18 protein-coding genes are annotated in these 16922 nt (G+C 76.1%); 13 read left to right on the top strand and 5 right to left on the bottom strand.

What is annotated here, in order from left to right; genetic code table 11:
* The first annotated feature begins 13 nt into the window (after positions 1 to 13).
* Genes HS99_RS40125 through HS99_RS40145 form a run of 5 tightly spaced genes read left to right on the top strand, consistent with a single transcriptional unit; the run spans position 14 to position 5217 of the window.
* On the top strand, positions 14 to 1030 hold the full coding sequence (locus HS99_RS40125) for a 3-oxoacyl-ACP synthase III family protein (RefSeq protein WP_030557456.1): 1017 nt from the start codon (positions 14 to 16) through the stop codon (positions 1028 to 1030).
* Positions 1027 to 1764: a glycosyltransferase family A protein gene (locus tag HS99_RS40130; RefSeq protein WP_030557457.1), complete on the top strand. Its 738-nt coding sequence runs from the start codon at positions 1027 to 1029 to the stop codon at positions 1762 to 1764. The genes HS99_RS40125 and HS99_RS40130 overlap by 4 nt, the downstream gene beginning before the upstream one ends.
* Positions 1765 to 1784: 20 nt before the next feature.
* Entirely contained in the window at positions 1785 to 3254 is a 1470-nt protein-coding gene (locus HS99_RS40135) for a class I adenylate-forming enzyme family protein (RefSeq protein WP_030557458.1), read from the top strand.
* Complete coding sequence (locus HS99_RS45655) at positions 3251 to 4330, top strand: cytochrome P450 family protein (RefSeq protein ID WP_051835638.1); 1080 nt, start codon at positions 3251 to 3253, stop codon at positions 4328 to 4330. The genes HS99_RS40135 and HS99_RS45655 overlap by 4 nt, the downstream gene beginning before the upstream one ends.
* A complete protein-coding gene (locus tag HS99_RS40145; RefSeq protein ID WP_030557463.1) occupies positions 4330 to 5217 on the top strand; it encodes an NAD-dependent epimerase/dehydratase family protein in 888 nt (295 codons plus the stop codon). Before HS99_RS45655 ends, HS99_RS40145 begins: the two co-directional genes overlap by 1 nt.
* 48 nt (positions 5218 to 5265) lie before the next feature.
* On the opposite strand, the gene HS99_RS40150 is transcribed toward HS99_RS40145, so the two are convergent.
* Entirely contained in the window at positions 5266 to 5892 is a 627-nt protein-coding gene (locus tag HS99_RS40150) for a hypothetical protein (RefSeq protein ID WP_030557464.1), read from the bottom strand.
* 298 nt (positions 5893 to 6190) lie between these two features.
* Here HS99_RS40150 and HS99_RS40155 point away from each other — a divergent pair, with 298 nt between their 5' ends.
* Both HS99_RS40155 and HS99_RS46045 read left to right on the top strand, forming a co-directional pair.
* Positions 6191 to 7513 (top strand): M14 family zinc carboxypeptidase, encoded by a 1323-nt coding sequence (locus HS99_RS40155; RefSeq protein ID WP_050366288.1) that lies wholly within the window; start codon positions 6191 to 6193, stop codon positions 7511 to 7513.
* Positions 7514 to 8115: 602 nt separating this feature from the next.
* The gene (locus HS99_RS46045; RefSeq protein WP_050366289.1) at positions 8116 to 8706 is read left to right on the top strand and encodes a hypothetical protein; all 591 of its coding nucleotides are present in this window, start codon (positions 8116 to 8118) and stop codon (positions 8704 to 8706) included.
* Between the two features lie 22 nt (positions 8707 to 8728).
* On the opposite strand, the gene HS99_RS40165 is transcribed toward HS99_RS46045, so the two are convergent.
* On the bottom strand, positions 8729 to 9298 hold the full coding sequence (locus tag HS99_RS40165) for a MarR family winged helix-turn-helix transcriptional regulator (protein WP_063738041.1): 570 nt from the start codon (positions 9296 to 9298) through the stop codon (positions 8729 to 8731).
* Positions 9299 to 9519: 221 nt separating this feature from the next.
* On the opposite strand from HS99_RS40165, the gene HS99_RS40170 reads away from it, so the two are divergent.
* The 3 genes from HS99_RS40170 to HS99_RS40180 all read left to right on the top strand — a co-directional run bounded on the left by HS99_RS40170 (position 9520) and on the right by HS99_RS40180 (position 12251).
* Positions 9520 to 10722, top strand: coding sequence for a cytochrome P450 (locus HS99_RS40170; RefSeq protein ID WP_030290118.1), 1203 nt, complete (start codon positions 9520 to 9522; stop codon positions 10720 to 10722).
* A 75-nt stretch (positions 10723 to 10797) separates the two neighbouring features.
* Positions 10798 to 11007, top strand: a complete 210-nt coding sequence (locus HS99_RS40175; protein ID WP_030290119.1) for a ferredoxin — start codon at positions 10798 to 10800, stop codon at positions 11005 to 11007.
* Complete coding sequence (locus HS99_RS40180) at positions 11004 to 12251, top strand: NAD(P)/FAD-dependent oxidoreductase (RefSeq protein WP_046387134.1); 1248 nt, start codon at positions 11004 to 11006, stop codon at positions 12249 to 12251. The genes HS99_RS40175 and HS99_RS40180 overlap by 4 nt, the downstream gene beginning before the upstream one ends.
* Here HS99_RS40180 and HS99_RS40185 read toward each other — a convergent pair.
* Positions 12244 to 12654, bottom strand: a complete 411-nt coding sequence (locus HS99_RS40185; RefSeq protein WP_030557468.1) for a tautomerase family protein — start codon at positions 12652 to 12654, stop codon at positions 12244 to 12246. The two genes, HS99_RS40180 and HS99_RS40185, sit on opposite strands and share 8 nt — an antisense overlap.
* Positions 12655 to 12832: 178 nt before the next feature.
* Between HS99_RS40185 and HS99_RS40190 the strand changes: the two genes are divergently transcribed.
* Complete coding sequence (locus HS99_RS40190) at positions 12833 to 13930, top strand: baeRF3 domain-containing protein (RefSeq protein ID WP_030557469.1); 1098 nt, start codon at positions 12833 to 12835, stop codon at positions 13928 to 13930.
* A 63-nt stretch (positions 13931 to 13993) separates the two neighbouring features.
* Here HS99_RS40190 and HS99_RS40195 read toward each other — a convergent pair whose 3' ends face one another.
* The gene (locus tag HS99_RS40195) at positions 13994 to 14638 is read right to left on the bottom strand and encodes a CatB-related O-acetyltransferase (protein ID WP_030290123.1); all 645 of its coding nucleotides are present in this window, start codon (positions 14636 to 14638) and stop codon (positions 13994 to 13996) included.
* A gap of 239 nt (positions 14639 to 14877) precedes the next feature.
* On the opposite strand from HS99_RS40195, the gene HS99_RS40200 reads away from it, so the two are divergent.
* Both HS99_RS40200 and infA read left to right on the top strand, forming a co-directional pair.
* On the top strand, positions 14878 to 15210 hold the full coding sequence (locus HS99_RS40200; protein WP_030557470.1) for a hypothetical protein: 333 nt from the start codon (positions 14878 to 14880) through the stop codon (positions 15208 to 15210).
* 57 nt (positions 15211 to 15267) lie between these two features.
* Positions 15268 to 15492 carry a translation initiation factor IF-1 gene (infA, locus tag HS99_RS40205; RefSeq protein WP_030290127.1) on the top strand — a complete coding sequence of 75 codons (225 nt, stop codon included), beginning with the start codon at positions 15268 to 15270 and terminating at the stop codon, positions 15490 to 15492.
* Between the two features lie 178 nt (positions 15493 to 15670).
* On the opposite strand, the gene HS99_RS40210 is transcribed toward infA, so the two are convergent.
* Entirely contained in the window at positions 15671 to 16678 is a 1008-nt protein-coding gene (locus HS99_RS40210) for an AraC family transcriptional regulator (protein ID WP_232543075.1), read from the bottom strand.
* Between the last annotated feature and the right edge of the window lie 244 nt (positions 16679 to 16922).

Consider the following 16922-nt stretch of genomic DNA (forward strand, 5'->3'; position numbering starts at 1 on the left):
GCAGCATGGGGCCATGCAACATCCAGCAGCGACACAGAGGATCGGCATCACCGCCGTCGGCTCCCACCTGCCCGCCCGCCGGCTCACCTCCCAGCAGCTCCAGGACGAGATCACCGCCGGCACCCGGCTCGCCCTGCCCGAGCGGATGCTGGAGAAGGCCACCGGCATCCGCACCCGCCGCTTCGCCGCCGACGGCGAGTACGCCTCCACCCTCGCCACCGGCGCCGCCCGCCGCGCCCTGGCCGCTCGCGGCCTCGACCCCCGCGACATCGACCTGCTGCTCTTCGCCTCCGCTACCCGGGACATCTGCGAGCCCGCCACCGCCCACATCGTGCAGACCGAACTCGGCACCCGAGCCCACGCGTTGGACGTCAGCAACGCCTGCAACAGCTTCCTCAACGGCATCGACCTGGCCCGCGCGATGATCCTGGCCGGCCGCGCCCGCCGCGCCCTGGTCGTCACCGGCGAGACCCCCAGCCGCGCGATGCGCCGTGACCCCGCCGATGCCGCCGCCCTGCGCGACGGCTTCGCCGGCTACACCTTCGGCGACGCCGGCGCCGCCGTCGTCGTCGAACCGGTCGAACGCGGCGGCATCCTCGACACCGCCACCGTCACCGCCTCCGAACACTGGCAGGCCGGCGGCATCCCCGGCGGCGGCTCACGCCACCCGCGCGGCGACGAGTACAGCTACTTCCGCGGCGGCGGCAAGGAACTGCGCGGCATCTTCGAACGGATCGGCCCCGCCGCCCTGGCCGACCTCACCCAGCGCACCGGCCTCACCTGGGACGACTACGCCCGGGTCCTGGTGCACCAGGTCACCGTCCCCTACCTGGAGCGCTTCGTCGAACTCACCGGCGCCCCCGCCGACAGGCTGGTCCTCACCGTGCCCGAGCTCGGCAACGTCGCCAGCGCCACCATCGGCATCCAACTCGACCTTGTCAAAGCGCAGTTGAAACCGGGGGAGAAGGTCCTCATGATCGGCCTGGGCGGCGGCGTCTCCCTGATGACCATGGTCTGGGAGGCCTCATGACCCTCTGGGTGATCATCCCCGCCTACCAGGAGGAAGCCCGGATCGACGGCGCCCTGCGCGCCCTCGCCGCCCAGCACGACCGCGACTTCACCCTCCTGGTCGCCGACAACGGCTCCACCGACGCCACCGTCGCCACCGTCCGCGCCTTCGCCGCCCACGCCCCCTTCCCGGTCCACGTCCTGACCGAACCGCAGAAGGGCGTCGGCTGCGCCGTCGACACCGCCTTCCGCCACGCCATCGCCCACGGCGCCACCCTGCTCGCCCGCACCGACGCCGACTGCCTGCCCGAACCCGGCTGGACCGCCGCCGCCCGCACCGCCCTGCTCGCCCACGACGGACTGGTCTGCGGCCGCGTCACCGCCCGCCGTGACGAACACGGACCCGCCGGACGCGCCCTCTTCCTCCTCCTGGTCGCCCTCGGCGCGTTCTTCGGCCGCATCCGCCCCGCCCACCACCGCCGCCACGGCTACCTCACCCCCTACCGGATGCACGCCGGAAACAACATGGCCATCACCGCCGCGCTCTACCAGGCCGTCGGCGGCATGCCCCGGCGCCCCTCGCCCACCGACCGCACCTTCCTCAACCAGGTCCGCCGCCACACCACCGCCATCACCCGCAGCCGCGCCATGGTCGTCCAGAACTCCACCCGCCGCATCCGCGCCTACGGCGTCCTCGGCACCGCCCGCTGGTACCTCGAACGCGGCGCCGGCCCCCGCCCCGCCGACATCCGCTGACACCCCAGGGGGAACCCGCCGTGCTCGACCAACTCGCCCACGCCCTGCGCACCCACCACCCCGACCGCCCCGCCGTCCTGCACCACACCCGCACCGGCGCCACCCGCACCCGCATCCGCCGCGGCGAGCTCGCCGACCTCGCCGACGGCTACGCCGCCGCCCTCCACGCCCGCCGCCTCACCCACGGCGCCACCCTCGGCCTCGCCCTGCGCCCAGGCCCCCGCGCCCTCGCCGCCCTGATCGCCGCCCACCGCCTCGGCCTGCGCGTCGCCGTCCTCGACCCCACCGCCGGCCCCGACGTCCTCGCCGCCCACCTCGCCCTCGCCGGGCCCGGCCTCATCCTCGCCGACGCCACCGCCCAGGCCGCCGCCGGCTGGGCCGCACCGCTCGCCCGCCGCGCCGACCTCCACCTGCCCCGCCTCGCCACCCTCGGCCCCGTCGCCACCCTCGGCCCCCGCCTGCCCGGCTGCGCACCCCGCCTGCGCCCCGCCACCACCCCCGTCCCACCCCGGCGCCACGACCCCGACGCCGACGCCGTGATCGTCTTCACCTCCGGCACCACCGCCCGCCCCCGCGCCGTCGTCCACACCCACGGCGGCCTCACCGCCGGCCTGCGCACCGTCACCGACCTGGTCCGCCCCCAGGAAGGCACCACCGTCCTCGGCGGCACCTTCTTCGTCCTCGCCCCCGCCCTGGCCGCCGGCGCCACCGTCGCCCTGCCCGCCCGCACCCCCACCGCCCTCGCCCGCCAACTCACCCACCTCACCCCCGCCCACGCCTACCTCACCCCGCCCCGACTGCGCACCGCCCTGGCCGCCGGCGCCCGCCTCACCGGCACCCTGTGGACCGGCTCCGCCCCCGCCGACGCAGCCCTGCTGCGCCGCGCCAAGGACGCCGGCGCCGACACCGCCTGGAGCGTCTACGCCCTCACCGAACTCTTCCCCGCCGCCGCCGTCGAGGAGAGCGACAAGAGCGCCCACACCGGCGACGGCGACCTCGTCGGCCACCCCCTGCCCGGCGTCCGCACCCGCCTCGCCGACGACGGCGAACTCCACCTCACCGGCCCCGCCGCCCGCCACCGCTACCTCGGCCAGGAACCCGACCCCTGGATCCGCACCGGCGACCGCGCCACCCTCACCCCGGACGGCCGCATCGTCCTCGCCGGCCGACTCAAGGACATGGTGCTGCGCCGCGCCCGCAACATCTACCCGGGCCTGTACGAACCCGCCCTGCACATCCCCGGCGTCGAACTCGCCCTGCTCGTCGGCGTACCCGACACCGACGGCGACGAACGCCTCGTCGCCCTCGTCCAACCCGACCCCGGCACCGACCCCCGACAGCTGCGCACCCGACTCGACGGCCCACTGCAACGCATGGGCGCCGCCCGCCCCGACGCCCTGCTCTTCGGCACCGTCCCCCTTGCCGGACGCTCCCGCAAACCCGACCGGGCCGCCGCATCCGCCCACTGCGCACGGGAGCTGGCCCGATGACACCGCCCGCTGTCCACCCCGCCGCCTCCCGCCGCGCCCGCCGCCGCGACCGCACCGTCTACCTGCGCAGCCACCCCCTGCTGTTCGCCCTGCTCTGCGCCACCCGCCACCGCCCGGTCCTGCGCCTGGGCCGCACCCTGATCGTCCACGACCCCGACGCCTACCGCCACGCCCTCACCCGCATCCCCCTGGAACGCACCGCACCCGGCACCACCGGCGGCGCCGCCGCCCAATTCACCGGCGGCCGAATCCTGTTCGACCAGGACGGCGACGACCACCGCGCCGCCCGCCGCGCCCTGACCACCGACCTCGCCGCCCCCGCCCTGTCCCGGCTGCGCCCACTGTGGCAGGACGTCCTCGCCGAACGCGTCCCCGCCCTCGCCACCGGCACCCTCGAACTCGTCGACCTCGCCGAGGAACTGGCCGCAGCCACCGCCGCCGCCCTGACCGGCACCGACGCCCCGCCCCGCGAACTCGCCCGCGCCGCCCGCGAAGCGGCCGCCGCCACCGCCCGCGACCACCTGCCCGGGCCCCGCCCTCCACGAGGGACGGACGCCGCCGAGGCCGCCGCGCGCCTGACCGCCCTGCTGCCCGACCCCCGCGACGCCATGCTCGCCGTCGCCGCCGTCAACACCACCGTCGCCGCCCTGCCCAGAGCCGCCGCCTGGTGCGCCGACGCCCGCCTGTGGCCCGCCGTCGACGCCACCTCCGCACCCGCCCTCGCCGCCGAACTCCTGCGCCTGACCGCCCCCTCCCCGCTGCTGCCCAGAGCCGCCGCCGCGAACGCCACCCTCGCCGGACACCCCGTGCGCGCCGGCGACCGGCTCGTCCTCGTCGCCCGCCACGCCGCCCGCGCCCACCACCGCACCCCACCCCAGGACCCCGCCGCCACCCAAGCCGTCTTCGGCACCGGCGCCCACGCCTGCCCCGGCGCCGCCCTGGCCCGCGCCCAACTCGCGGACACTCTCCTCGCATTGGCCCCCCACCGCCCCCGCGTCGTACGCGCCCGCGTCGACCGCCACGCCGCCCTGCCCGGATACGCCCACCTCACCCTGCGCGCGGAAGGAACCCGCTGATGCGCATCGCCGTCACCGGCGCCGCGGGCTTCTGCGGCTCCCACCTCGCCCGCGCCGCCGCCCGGTTGGGCCTCGACGTCACCTGCCACGGCCGCCGCCCCGGCCCGCTCGGCCGCCACCTCCCCTGGGACGCCACCGAAGCGGACCCCGACTTCACCGGTGCCGACCTCGTCGTCCACTGCGCCGCCGCCGTCGCCGACCTGCCCCCGGGCCACCCGGACGAAGCCCACCAGCACGCCGTCAACGTCACCGGCACCCAGCGCGTCCTGCGCGCCGCCGCCGGCCGCCCCCTCGTCCACGTCAGCAGCGCCAGCGTCTACGACCCGCGCACCACCGCCGCCGCCCTCACCGAGGACCACCCCACCCACACCGGCCACCTCAACGCCTACGGCCGCACCAAGGCCGCCGCCGAACACCACGCCCTCGCCGCCGGCGCCGTCGTCCTGCGCCCCCGCGCCGTCTACGGCCCCGGCGACCCCCACCTGCTGCCACCCCTGCTCGCCCGCGCCCGCCACGGCCTGCTGCCCCTGCCCGGCCCCGACATCCCCCTCAGCCTCACCGCCGTCGCCAACCTCACCGACGCCTGCCTGGCCGCCCTCGGCCTCACCACCACCCCGCCCTGGCCCCCCGGCGCCTACAACATCGCCGATCCCGCCCCCTACCGCCGCGACACCGCCCTGCGCCACGTCCTGGCCGCCCACCGCCGGTCCGCCCGCATCCTCCACCTCCCCGCCCCCCTCGCCCGCCTCGCCGCCCGCACCACCCTCCTGCCCGGCCTCACCCCCTACACCCTCGACCTCCTCACCCGCAGCGTCGTCCTCGACCTCACCCGCGCCCACACCCAGGGCTGGCACCCCCACCACACCCTCACCGACTACCACCCCTGACCGCCCCGGACCCGATGGCCCGTGGGGTGGCGGGTCGGGGCCGGTGCGTCAGGACGGCTGCGGTCCGTTGCCGCCCGCCCAGTACAGGGCGGTGTCGAGGTCGCGGGCCGTCCAGCCGTCCGCCCGTGGCCCGCCGTGCAGCAGGAGGCCGTCGAGGAGCCGCAGGTAGCGGCCGTAGCGGCCCGGTGCCGGGGTGAGGGTGAATCCGAGGGCGTCCAGGGCGGCCTGGACGCGGCGGTCGTAGACGGCCATCCGCCCCGGTGCCGCCGCGGTCAGCACGGCGGAGGCGAGTGCGTCCCCCGTGCGAAGCCCGGGCAGCTGCCCGAGGACGGCCCGTCCCGCACGGGCGGCCTCGCCGCGCGGGAGGGCGGTGTCCCGGACGGCCGCGACGGCCCGCGCGGTGACGGCCCGCACCTCCGCATCGGGCCGGGACATGAGCACCGCCGCCCACGGGGTGCGCGCGGACAGCCGCTTCCAGACCGTCAGCACCGCGATGTCGGCCTTGCCGAGGCTGCCGCTGAGCCGGGCCCGCTGCGCGACCTCGGCGAAGACCTCGTCGTAGTGCGGCGAGACGCCCGCCAGGTAACCGGCGCGGGCGGGGACCAGGACGTCCCAGGCCCGATCACAGAGAGCGGTGAACTCCCCGTCGGCGGCTGTTGCCGTGGTTGTTTCCATCCCGGCATCATGCCCCCCCTGGACGGGTCGGCGAGGGGTCACGGCCGAAAGGCCGCCAGCCCGGTGCGGGCCCCGCCCGGCAGGGCCCGCAGGGCGGCCAGGGCGGCCGCCTCGCCCTCGTCGTACCGGTGGGTCCGGGCGGCGCGCAGGTCCGCTTCCAGGTGGAGGACGGCCTCCGCGGGGGGCCGGGGTCGTGGTCGGCCTCGGCGGCGGCCAGCCCCTGGACGGACCCGCACCCGGCCGGATCCAATGACACCCCCGGGCCCACCGGCTGCCGGGGCCAGGGGAAGGAGAACCGGTGCTGACCGACACCTCGACCGGCGCGGGCAGGGCGATGCTGCTCCACGACCGCTATCCCACCCTCGACGAACTCGCCGACGCCGCACACCGACTGGCCGCCCGCCACCCCCGGCGCTGCCGGGTGCGCACCCTCGGCACCTCCCGCGCCGGCCGCCCCCTGCACCTGCTGTCCATCGGCCCCGGGGCCGACGCCGACACCCGTCGCGCCCCCGACAACGTCCTGGTCGTCTCCGGCGCCCACGCCGACGAGTTCTCCGGCCGGGCCGGCATCGTCGAACTCGCCCACCGCGTCCTGGCCCGCCCCACCCCGGCCGCGGCCACGGCCTGGCACTTCCTGCTCTGCCTCGACCCCGACGGCGCGCACCTGGCCCAGGGCGGCCTGCTCGCCCGCACCCTGCCCGCCTACTTCGCCGGCTACTACCGCCCCGCCGCCGACGAACAGCCCGAATGGGCCCCGGCGGTCGGCGGCCGCCTGCCCGAGAGCCGGATCCTCCTCGACCTCATCGACGAACTACGCCCCCGCCTCCAACTCACCCTCCACACCGCCGACGTGGGCGGCACCTTCCTCCAGGCCACTGCCGACCCGAGCGCCCGCACCGACCCCAGCGCCCTCGCCGAACCCTTCGCCCGCTCCGCCGCCGCCCTCGGCATCCCGGTCGAGACCGGTTCCTTCGACACCTACCGCCTGCCGGTCGCCGGCCCCGGCGTCTTCCTGATGGAGCCCCACCACATCGACTCCCAGGAGAACACCACCGGCATGCTCGCCCCGGACGAGACCCCGCCCGGCGCCCGCGCCGCCACCTGGTTCGCCCCCCGGCGCCACGGCGGCCGCACCGTCGTCGTCGAAGTGCCCGCCTGGACCACCGACCGCCTCGGCGACACCCGCCCCGCCGACGACGCCGACCCGCGCCTGCGCGCCGCCGCCGACCAACTGCGCGAACGCGGCCGCCAGCTCACCGACCTGGCCCCCGCGCTCCCGCCGCACGACACCCCGCTGCTGCGCGCCGTCCGAACCCAGCTGACCGCCCTACGGCAACTCGCCGACGCCTGGGACCCGCGCACCGCCCAGGCCCCCCTCCTCCCGCCGCCCCTGCTCACCCGCGCCCACCTGGCCGGCATCGACCTGTGGGCCCACCGCATCCCGGTACGCGCCGCCGCCCTCCTGCGCCGCGCCACCCCCGAACCCGACCCCCGCCTCGACGAACTCCTGCACACCTGGTGCGCCCACTACCGCCGCCGCTTCCGCCCCACCTGGCTCCCCGTCCACCGCCAGGCCGCCCACCACGCCAACACCGCCGAAGCCGCCGCCCGCCTGCCCTGACCCGGCCCGCCCGCCCCGCCCCGATCTGCCCCGACCGCCGCCCTGAGCACCGCTTGCGGCACGATGGCCCGGATGGACTCCCTTCCCCGACGGCCCCGCGACGCGCCGCCCCACGTGTACCGGATCACCAAGTACGACCCGGCCGACCGTGACGAGCGGGGCGTCTACACGGGACCGGAGGAGGCGGTCAGCGACCACGGGCCGGTCGAGGCCGCCTACCTGGAGGCGATCGCCGCCTTCGCCGAGGAGAGCGGCGTGCGGCACCTGTCGATCCGCGAGCCCCAGGCCCCGCTCGGCTTCACCCACTTCGGCCTGGAGCCGGCGCTCGAGGGCGGCGGCCTCGCGGGGATCTTCCCGCCCGACCTGACCGGTTTCCACGACGGCGCCCGGGTACCGGTCGCCGTCGGCCTGGAACTGGTACGGGCGATGCTCCGCGACAGCGGCGCCTGGTGCCGCCTGGAAACCGAGCCCGACACCTTCACCGGGCCCGCGTTCACCGGGCCCGCGTTCACCGTGCCCTCCTCCACTGAGCCCGCCTTCGCCGTGCCGTCGGCTGGGACCAGTACGTCTACGTCGGCAGCGAGGGGCCCTGCCCGGCCGCGGTGGCGCGCACCCGCGAACTGGGCCTCCACCCCGAGCCGTTGGACGCCTCGCCGTACGAGGCCGAGGCCGAGGCCGGGTCCGGCGAGCCGGGCGAGCAGCGCCCCGCCGACGACGACTTCTGGGCCCGGCTGCGCGGGTGCGTGGCGGCGGGCCGGGCGGCGCTGCTGGAGGAGACGTACATCGACAACGCCTCCCGCTGGCACCGGCTCGACGGGGGAGCGATCGAGGCGGTGCGCGCCCGGCTGACCCCGCGCGCCAGGCTCGCCGTCTGGCCGGACCTGTCCACCGACGTCGCGGCGGTCCTGGCCGCCCTCCCCGAGGACGGGCTGGTCGAGTTCGTCCGGGAGGACCACGGCGGCAGGATCACCAGCGAGGTCGACGACCCGCAGGAGTTCAGGGCGCGGACCGCCGAGCTGTCCGGAGCCCGGGCCGCCGCCGTCCTGTCGGTGTACACCGGGGAGCGCAGCCCGCTGTTCGCCGCCGTGCTGCCCGACGCCGACGGGGTCCTGCGGGCCCGCTGGCGCACCGAGCCGGCCCCGCCGACCGGAACCGGGCCTTCCTGCGCATCCTGCGCCGGGTCCGGCTCGTGACCGGCCCCGGCGGTGGGGGTGCTCAGGTCTCCACGGCGTCGCGCACGATGCCCCGCCGCGCCCCCGCGGCCCCGTCCGCCGGGGGAGCGGAGCCGTCCTCCTCCGGCAGCATCGAGCCCCGCACCCGCTGCACGTAGCGCTCGATCAGGTGGCGCAGCACCCCCACCGTCGCGGTGACGTCCGGCTCCGCCACGCCGTCCAGCGCACTGGTCAGCCCGATGATGTTGGCCTGTTTCAGCCGCTCCAGCATCGCCCGCCCGTCGGCCGTGAGCGCGACCCGGCGGGCCCGCCGGTCCAGGGCGTCCGGGGTGCGCTCGACCAGCCGCTGGCCCTCCAGGCGGTCGATCTGCCGGGTGACGTGGGAGGGCTTGACCATCAGTCTGGCGGCCAGGTCGCCCACCCGGCTGGGCCCCTCGGCCTCGGCGAGCGCGCGCAGCAGGTAGACGTCCGAGCGGGCGGCGGTGATGCCGGCCCGGGCGGTGCGGCGTTCGTGCTCCTGGGAGCGGGTCAGCAGGTAGGCCAGCGAGGCCAGTACGGCCTCCAGGTCCGCGGTGGCGTCCGCGGCGGTCCGATCGTCTGCGGCGTCCGACATGGGCGAACTGTAGCGAGCCGGTGCCCGCCACCGCTGCGGTGCCGACCGCTGACCGGATTTCGGACAGTTTCCGCGCCCACCGGACGGGCTCTTCCACCGCCACGGACCGCGAGTTAGCGTGACGGCGAGTTAGTTGCTTTTGGCACGTAAATGCTCAGGGCCCGCACCGCACCCCCACCCGGCACCGCCAGCACACCCAGCTCCGAGAAGGGAGCCCCCTGATGGCCACCGCCGCACAGACCCCCCGCTTCACCCACCCCGCCGCCCGCGGCACCTGCCCCTTCGCCCCGCCGCCCGCCTACCGCCAGGCCCAGCAGGAGGAGCCGGTCAGCCGCATCACCCTGTGGGACGGCAGCGCCAGCTGGCTGGCCACCCGCCACGAGGACGTCAAGGCGGTCCTGGCCGACCCCCGCTTCAGCGCCGACAGCACCCGCCCCGGCTTCCCCTTCCTCACCGCGGGTGTCCGGCAACTCAACGCCGGCCGGCCCACCTTCATCCGGATGGACGACCCCGAGCACGCCCGGCTGCGCCGGATGCTCACCGGCGATTTCGTGATCAAGAAGGTCGAGGCGCTGCGCCCCCGGATCCAGCGCATCGCCGACGACCTGCTCGACCGGATGACCGCCGACGGACGCACCGGCGCCGACCTGGTCCGCGAGTTCGCCCTGCCGCTGCCCTCCCTGGTCATCTGCCTGCTGCTCGGCGTCCCCTACCAGGACCACGAGTTCTTCCAGGAGTGCAGCCGCGTCATGCTGCGCCGAGAATCCTCCGCCGAGGAGGTCGGCGCCGCCCAGGACCGCCTGGTCGACTACCTGAACCGGCTCACCGAGGCCAAGCGCACCCAGCCCGACGACGGCATCCTCAGCCGCCTGGTGGAACGCGGCGAACTGACCACCGCGGAGATCGGCGCGATGGGCCGGCTGCTGCTCGTCGCCGGACACGAGACCACCGCCAACATGACCGCCCTGTCGGTCCTCGCCCTGCTGCGCAACCCCGACCAGCTCGACCACCTGCGCCGCCACCCCGAAGCCGTCACCGGCGCGGTCGAGGAACTGCTGCGCTACCTGACCATCGTCCACTCCGGCCTGGGCCGGGTCGCCACCGAGGACGTCGACCTCGGCGCGGTGCGCATCCGGGCCGGCGAAGGCGTCGTCTGCATGATCAGCACCGCCAACCGCGACGAGGACGAGTTCCCGGACGGCGACGAACTCGACCTGACCCGCGACGCCCGCCGCCACCTGGCCTTCGGCTTCGGCGTCCACCAGTGCCTGGGCCAGCCCCTCGCCCGGCTGGAACTGCAGATCGCCCTCGCCACCCTCCTGCGGCGACTGCCCGAACTGCGCCTGGCCGTACCGTTCGAGGACGTCCGCTTCCGCGGCGACATGCTCATCTACGGCGTCCACGAGCTGCCGCTCGCCTGGTGACCCGCCGGGCGCCACCACGCCCGCCCCACCGCAGCCCCACCCCGACACCCGCCGTACCCCTGAAGGGAAACCCCCGTGCTCGTCCAGATCGACCAGGAGAAGTGCTGCGGCGCCGGACACTGCGTCCTCGCCGCCCCCGACGTCTTCGACCAGCGCGACGAGGACGGCATCGTCGTCCTGCTCGACGCCCGCCCGCCTGCCGAACTCCACCAGGCCGTCCAGGACGCCGCCGCCGTCTGCCCGGCCGCCGCGATCCAGCTGGACCAGGCCCCGGACCGGGCATGACCGCACTGCGGGAGGTGGCCGTCGTCGGCGCCGGCGCCGCCGGACTGCACGCAGCCGAGGCGCTGCGCCGGGCCGGCTACGACGGCCGCCTCACCCTCATCGGAGCCGAGGACGAACCCCCGTACGACCGGCCGCCGCTGTCCAAGCACCTGCTCGACGGGCAGTGGCAACCCGACAGACTTGCCCTGCGCAGCCCCGACGCCCTGGCAGAGCTACGGCTCGACCTGCGCCTGGGCGTACCCGCCGAACGCCTGGACCGCCAGGCCCGGACGGTGCACCTCGCCGACGGCCACCAGGTCCGCTGCCAGGCCGTCGTCCTCGCCACCGGCGTCCGCCCCCGCCGACTGCCCGGGGCCGAGGCGCCGCTGCCCGGCGCCCACGTGCTGCGCACCCTCGCCGACGCCCTCGCCCTGCGCGAGGAACTGCGCCCCGGGACAAGGCTGTTGGTGGCCGGCGGCGGGCTGCTCGGCGCCGAGGCGGCGGCCACCGCCGTCGGACTCGGGGCCGAGGTGGTCTGGCTGGTGTCCGCCGCCGCCCCGCTGGCCGCCGTCCTGGGCGCCGAGACGGCCGCGCTGCTGACCGGCCTGCACCGCGAACACGGGGTGCGCATCCACCGGGGCACGGCCGCCGCGGTGGTCCGGCGGCGCGGCCGGGCCGCCGGCGTGCGGCTGGCCGACGGATCCGAACTGGCCGCCGACGCCGTGCTGATGGCGATCGGATCCGAGCCCGCCACCGAGTGGCTGGCCGGCAGCGGGGTGCCCCTGGACGCGGGCGGCGGCGTGGCCTGCGACGCCCACTGCGCCGCCGGCCCCGGCGTCTGGGCGGCCGGCGACGCCGCCTCCTGGCCCGACCCGCGCACCGGCCGCCGCCGGCGCCTCGAACAGCGCACCAACGCCACCGAACAGGCCCTGCACGCCGCCCGCAACCTGCTGGCCGGCCCGGACGGCGCCCGGCAGGCCTACGCCCCGGTCCCGTACCTGTGGACCGACCAGTACGGCCTGCGTATCCAGGCGTTCGGCAGCCCCGGCACGGCCGACCGCTTCGAACTCGTCGACGGCAGCCCCGCCGACCACCGCTTCGCCGCCGCCTGCCTGCACCGGGGCCGGGTCACCGGCGCGGTCGGCATCGCCTGCGCCCGCGCCCTGCGCCAACTGCGCGCCCAGGTCGCGGCCCACGCCCCCTGGCCGCCCGCCGACCCCGTCACGCGGCAGACCGCGGACCACGCGCCCGCCCGCCTCAGCTGAGCGGTACGCCCTCCCCGTCCGGGAGGGCGTACTGGGCGAGCCCGTGGCCCAGTGACCAGTCGGCCGACGTGTTCTCCGTCAGAACGACGAACACGTTGCGCGGCTCGGTGCCCGCGTACGCCTGGGCGAGCTCGGCGATCCTCGCGTACAGGGCCCGCTTCTGCGCGTCCGTGCGTCCGGCGCGCAGCGTGATCGCCACGTACACGATGCCCTCGTCCCGCCGCACCCCGAGGTAATCGCCGTAGCGCAGCAGGCTGTTGGTGCCGTCGTGCCCGACCAGCACCTGGAAGTGGTCGTTCGGCGGGATCCCGATCGCCTCCACCAGCGCCTCGTGGACGGCGCGCCCGAGGGCGCCGAGCCGCTCAGATCCGGCCCCCAACGCGTCGATGCGGACGAACGGCATGCCGACTCCCTCCCTGGCCTCAACTGTACGTACCAGTAGGTACAGCCTGGACGGCTCCGGGGCAAGAGCTGGCCCGGCGACCCGGTGTGCAAATCGTTACATTGAGGACATTGGGCAGCTGTGCCAGGAACCGAGCGTCCACGCAGAGAAGGCCGACCGCCTTCGGAAAGGGGTCTTCATGCGCCCCGCCCTCAGCCCCGCCGTCCTCGCCGAACTGCGCCGGCCCCGGCCCTACCCGGCGGTGTCCGTCCTGATGCCCACCCACCGGCGCGAACCGGACAGCGCCCAGGACCCGGTCCGGCTGCGCAACCTGCTGGCCGAGGCCAGGGAGCGGGTCCAGGCCGACCCCAAGGTCTCCCGGGCCGACCGCATCGACGTCCTCGAACAGCTCGACCGGGCACTCGCCGAGGTCGACCTCGTCCACGCCGAGGACGGCCTGGCCGTCCTTGCCGCGCCCGGCGAGCACCAGGTGTGGTCGTTCGCCCGCACCGCCCCCGCCCGGGTGGTCCTGTCCGACACCTTCCTCACCCGCAACCTGGTCGCCGCCCAGGCCGCCGAGCGCCCCTACTGGGTCCTCGCCGTCGCCGCCGACCGGGCCGTGCTGTGGGGCGGCAACCAGGAGCGGGTCACCGAGGAGAGCGGCAACGGCTTCCCGCTGGTCCGCACCTTCCCCAACCCCGACCCCGAACGCCAGGAGCGCATCGGCGACACCCCCAGCACCTTCCGCGACGAGGAGGCCAAGACCTTCCTGCGCCAGGCCGACACCGCGATCGGCAAGGTCCTGGCCGCCGACCCCCGCCCGCTGTACGTCGTCGGCGACGCCCCCGCCCTGGCCCTGCTGGACGCCGCCGGCCCGATCGCCAAGGAGGCCGCCGCCCAGGTCCCGCACGGCGGCCTCGCCCAGGCCGACGTCGCGACCGTCCACCGGGTGGTCGAACCCGCCGTCCGCGCCCACGCCGAACGCGAGGTCGACGACACCCTCGCCCAGCTCGACAAGGCCCGCGGCCGCCAGGAGTTCGCCGCCGGCCTCGACGAGGTCTGGCGGGCCGCCGGCGAGGCCCGCATCGCCCGCCTGGTCGTCGAGGAGAACTACCGCGCCACCGTCCGCGACGACGGCGACCACCTCGTCCCCGCGCAGGCCGACGAGGCCGGCGCCCGCGAGGACATCGTCGACGAGGTCATCGAACGCGCCCTCGACACCGGCGCCCGGATCACCTTCGTCCCCGACGACACCCTCGCCGACAGCCGGCGCATCGCCGCCGTCCTGCGCCACTGACCGGCCCGCCGCGCCCGGGTCCGCCGCGCGCCGCCTCGGGCCCGACGCCTCGGGTCCGAGGCCTCACGGCCGGGGCGCGGCGGCCTCCAACTCCTCGACGCTGCCGGACATCACGGTCCGCAGATGGCGCGTCAGGTGCTCCACCGGCCAGTCCCACCACGCGACGGCCAGCAGCCGCGCCACCTCGTCCTCCTCGTACCGCATCCGGACCACCTTCGCGGGATTGCCGCCGGCGATCGCGTAGTCCGGGATGTCGGAGGTGACGACCGACCCGGCGGCGACGATCGCCCCGTTGCCGATCCGCACCCCCGGCATCACCGTCGTGCGGTACCCGAGCCACACGTCGTGCCCCACCACCGTGTCCCCGCGCCCCGGCAGCCCGCTCAGCAGGTCGAAGTGCTCCGCCCACGCGCCGCCCATGATCGGGAACGGGAACGTCGACGGCCCGTCCATCCGGTGGTTGGCCCCGTTCATCACGAACCGCACCCCCTGCGCGAACGCGCAGAACCTCCCGATCACCAGCCGCTCCGGCCCGTAGTGGTACAGCACGTTGCGCGTCTCGAACGCCGTCGGGTCCTCCGGGTCGTCGTAGTACGAGTACTCACCCACCTCGATCAACGGCGAGGTCACCAACGGCTTCAGCAGCACCACCCGCGGCTGCTCCGGAAACGGGTGCAGCACCCCAGGATCGGGCACGACGGGAACCACGAGACCACCTCTTCCCTACCGGCGGAGCGACCCCCTCATGATCCACTACGTCGGCGTAAATCGGTTGGGCGGGTGCGCCGTTGACTGCTACCGTCAGCGCAGCCATGAGAGAAGCGCGAGGAGGTGAGACCCATGAAGGCTGTATCCGTGTGGGTGCTCCCCCTTGTCGTCACGGTGGGCGATTGACGTCGGTGTCGCCCGGGAGCGCCTCAGACCAGGCACTTCCGAAAGGCGCCACCATGAACCCTGCCCACCCCGCCCCGAACGGGCGCAGCACCGACCACCGCGCCCCCGCGTTCGCGCGGGTCCGCGACACCGAGTGGCACGCCGTGGAGGACATCCGGGTGTCACCGCCGCGCCGCCCGCGGATCGGCCGGCTCGCCGTACGCGCCGAGCTGCACCGCTGCGGCGCCGCCCGGGCCCTGCCGGCCCACGCACCGGAATCCCCGCACCGTGAAGGCACCACCGAAGCGTGGGCCGAGGCGGTGGCGCCCGCCCCGGCCGCCACCGCACTCCTCAAGGGCGTCGGCGCCCTCCGCATGAGCAGCCCCCTGGAACTCGTCCGCCGCTGACGCGTCCCCGGGCCACTACACGTTACGAAACGTCACGAACCGAAGAGGTGAAGGACCATGACCAAGACAACGAACGGCATCGAAGTCGAAGGCACCGTCGTCGAGTGCCTGCGCAACGCCAACTTCAAGGTGGAGCTCCCCAACGGGCACGTCGTGCTCGCCCACATCAGCGGGAAGGTCCGGAGGAACCACATCAAGATCCTCCCGCACGACCGGGTGCTCGTGGAGCTCAGCCCCTACGACCTCACCCGCGGCCGGATCCGCTTCCGCTACCGCAACTAGCGGTTCCGACAGCGCCGGTGGCCCGGCACGCTCCCCCGTGGCGTGCCGGGCCGTCACCGGCGGTTCTGCCGCGCCCCGGCCGGGTGGCCCGGGCGCGTACCGCGGTGTTCCTCGTGGAGGATGCCAGGCCGCCGCCCCGCCGTGTTGTCACTGCGTCGTCACTTCCTTGGCAATGCGTCTACGCGCCCGCCGCGCCCGCGCCGCCCGCACTCGTGCCCCCGGCCAGCTCCCGCTGCCGGTGCTCGCGGGGCGAGAGCCCGTACGCGGCCCGGAAGGAGCGGCTGAAGTCGGAGGCCCGCGGGATGCCCCAGCGCGCGGCGACGACGTGGACCGGCAGCGCCCGCAGCGCCGGGTCGGCCAGGTCGCGACGCGCCCGCTCCAGCCGCTGGCCGCGGATCCACGCGGCCAGCGTCACGCCGTCGCGCGACTGCCCGCTGAACACCCGGTGCAGGTGGCTCACCGAGACGTGGTGGGCGGCGGCGATCACGGACGGCGACAGCTCCGGGTCGTGCAGACGGCGCCGGACGAAGGAGCGCACGCTCTGCACCAGCGCCCGCCGCCGGGCGTCGTCCGGCAGCGCGGCCTCGGCCTCCAACTCCCGGGCCAGCCAGGCGGCCACCAGGTCCACCGCGACCGTCCCCAGCCGCGCCGCCTCGCCCGGCCCCAGCACGGCGGCCTGCCGGTCCAGGCCGACCAGGAACTCCGACAGCAGCGCACACGTCCCCTCCCGCACCGAGAACCCCCGGCCCAGCAGGTCGCGCAGCCGCTCCGGCGGCAGCGGCAGCAGCGAGGCCGGGAAGTCGATGCCCACCGCGTCGGTCCGCCGCTCCCGGCGGCCGTCGACGCGCACCCCGACGGCCCGCACGTCGTAGGGCGTCGAGCTGTCGACCAGGTACAGGTCGCCCGGCCCGAAGGCGCGGGCCCCCTCCCGGGCGCCGCGGCTCAGCGACAGCCCGCCGCCGAGCGGCATCGTCAGGTGGTACACCTGCGGGTCCGCGCGCCGCACCATCGCGGCGGTGCGCCGGAACCGGGTGGGCGGGAAGGAGGACCTCAGCAGGGTCACCGGCCCCAGCTCCAGGCGCCGCATCTCCGCCCGGAAGTCGTCGGCGTGAACGCTGGTCATCTCGCTGGCCCGGGTGCGCCCGATCAGCTCCCGCCAGCAGTCGAACCGCTCCTTCGCGGGCACACCCTCACCCCGGAACACACTCCGCGCCGCCACCCCTCGCCCCTTCCTCCTCGGCTGCCCGCCGGGCCGGGACCTCCCCGGCCCGGACCACGCCCGGACCCGGACGGCCGACCGTAGCCGATCCCGCCCCGGCCCGGGACAGCGCTACCCCCCCGCCGAGCACTGGTCAGCCCGCCCCGGGGCCAGCGGGCCGCCCCGACGGCCCCGGCCCCCGCTGCCGGCCGCTGCCGTACCGGACCTGGAC

Source organism: Kitasatospora aureofaciens (genome assembly GCF_001188955.3).
GTDB classification, from domain to species: Bacteria; Actinomycetota; Actinomycetes; order Streptomycetales; family Streptomycetaceae; genus Kitasatospora; species Kitasatospora aureofaciens.

Excerpts from the sequence above, each read along its gene's own strand:
- HS99_RS40200 (WP_030557470.1), top strand. The coding sequence starts at position 14,878 with ATGAACCCTGCCCACCCCGCCCCGAACGGGCGCAGCACCGACCACCGC.
- HS99_RS40185 (WP_030557468.1), bottom strand. The coding sequence starts at position 12,654 with ATGCCGTTCGTCCGCATCGACGCGTTGGGGGCCGGATCTGAGCGGCTC.
- HS99_RS40170 (WP_030290118.1), top strand. The coding sequence starts at position 9,520 with ATGGCCACCGCCGCACAGACCCCCCGCTTCACCCACCCCGCCGCCCGC.
- HS99_RS45655 (WP_051835638.1), top strand. The coding sequence starts at position 3,251 with ATGACACCGCCCGCTGTCCACCCCGCCGCCTCCCGCCGCGCCCGCCGC.
- infA (WP_030290127.1), top strand. The coding sequence starts at position 15,268 with ATGACCAAGACAACGAACGGCATCGAAGTCGAAGGCACCGTCGTCGAG.
- HS99_RS40150 (WP_030557464.1), bottom strand. The coding sequence starts at position 5,892 with ATGGAAACAACCACGGCAACAGCCGCCGACGGGGAGTTCACCGCTCTC.
- HS99_RS40190 (WP_030557469.1), top strand. The coding sequence starts at position 12,833 with ATGCGCCCCGCCCTCAGCCCCGCCGTCCTCGCCGAACTGCGCCGGCCC.
- HS99_RS40180 (WP_046387134.1), top strand. The coding sequence starts at position 11,004 with ATGACCGCACTGCGGGAGGTGGCCGTCGTCGGCGCCGGCGCCGCCGGA.
- HS99_RS40125 (WP_030557456.1), top strand. The coding sequence starts at position 14 with ATGCAACATCCAGCAGCGACACAGAGGATCGGCATCACCGCCGTCGGC.
- HS99_RS40165 (WP_063738041.1), bottom strand. The coding sequence starts at position 9,298 with ATGTCGGACGCCGCAGACGATCGGACCGCCGCGGACGCCACCGCGGAC.
- HS99_RS40145 (WP_030557463.1), top strand. The coding sequence starts at position 4,330 with ATGCGCATCGCCGTCACCGGCGCCGCGGGCTTCTGCGGCTCCCACCTC.
- HS99_RS40130 (WP_030557457.1), top strand. The coding sequence starts at position 1,027 with ATGACCCTCTGGGTGATCATCCCCGCCTACCAGGAGGAAGCCCGGATC.